Annotated in this window: 1 protein-coding gene; it reads right to left on the bottom strand. The window is 64.6% G+C overall.

Annotated elements, in window-relative coordinates; genetic code table 11:
• The coding region (locus HWE04_RS24300; RefSeq protein WP_274620208.1) for a phosphoribosyltransferase at positions 1-268 on the bottom strand (268 nt) is incomplete at both ends.

Below are 268 nucleotides of genomic sequence, written 5' to 3'. Positions count from 1 at the left end.
ACTCGGCACCGCGCGACTCGAAGTTCTCGAGCAGCCAACTGAGGGTGAGCCCCGAGTCGATGATGTCCTCGACGATCAGCACGTGCTTGCCGTTCAGATCGGTGTCGAGGTCTTTGCGGATCTGCACCACACCGCTCGACTTGGTGCTGGCGCCGTAGCTCGACACCGCCATCCAGTCCATCGGCGCGTGGAAGGGCAGCGCCCGCGCGAAGTCGGCCATGACCATGACCGCCCCCTTGAGCACACCGACGAGGATCAGCTCCTTGCC

The sequence above is a fragment of the Herbaspirillum sp. C7C2 genome, assembly GCF_022627865.1.
In the GTDB taxonomy this organism is placed as follows: Bacteria; Pseudomonadota; Gammaproteobacteria; order Burkholderiales; family Burkholderiaceae_D; genus Herbaspirillum; species Herbaspirillum frisingense.
Note: the sequence above shows the minus strand (reverse complement) of the source record. Positions and strands in the feature narration are given on the sequence as shown.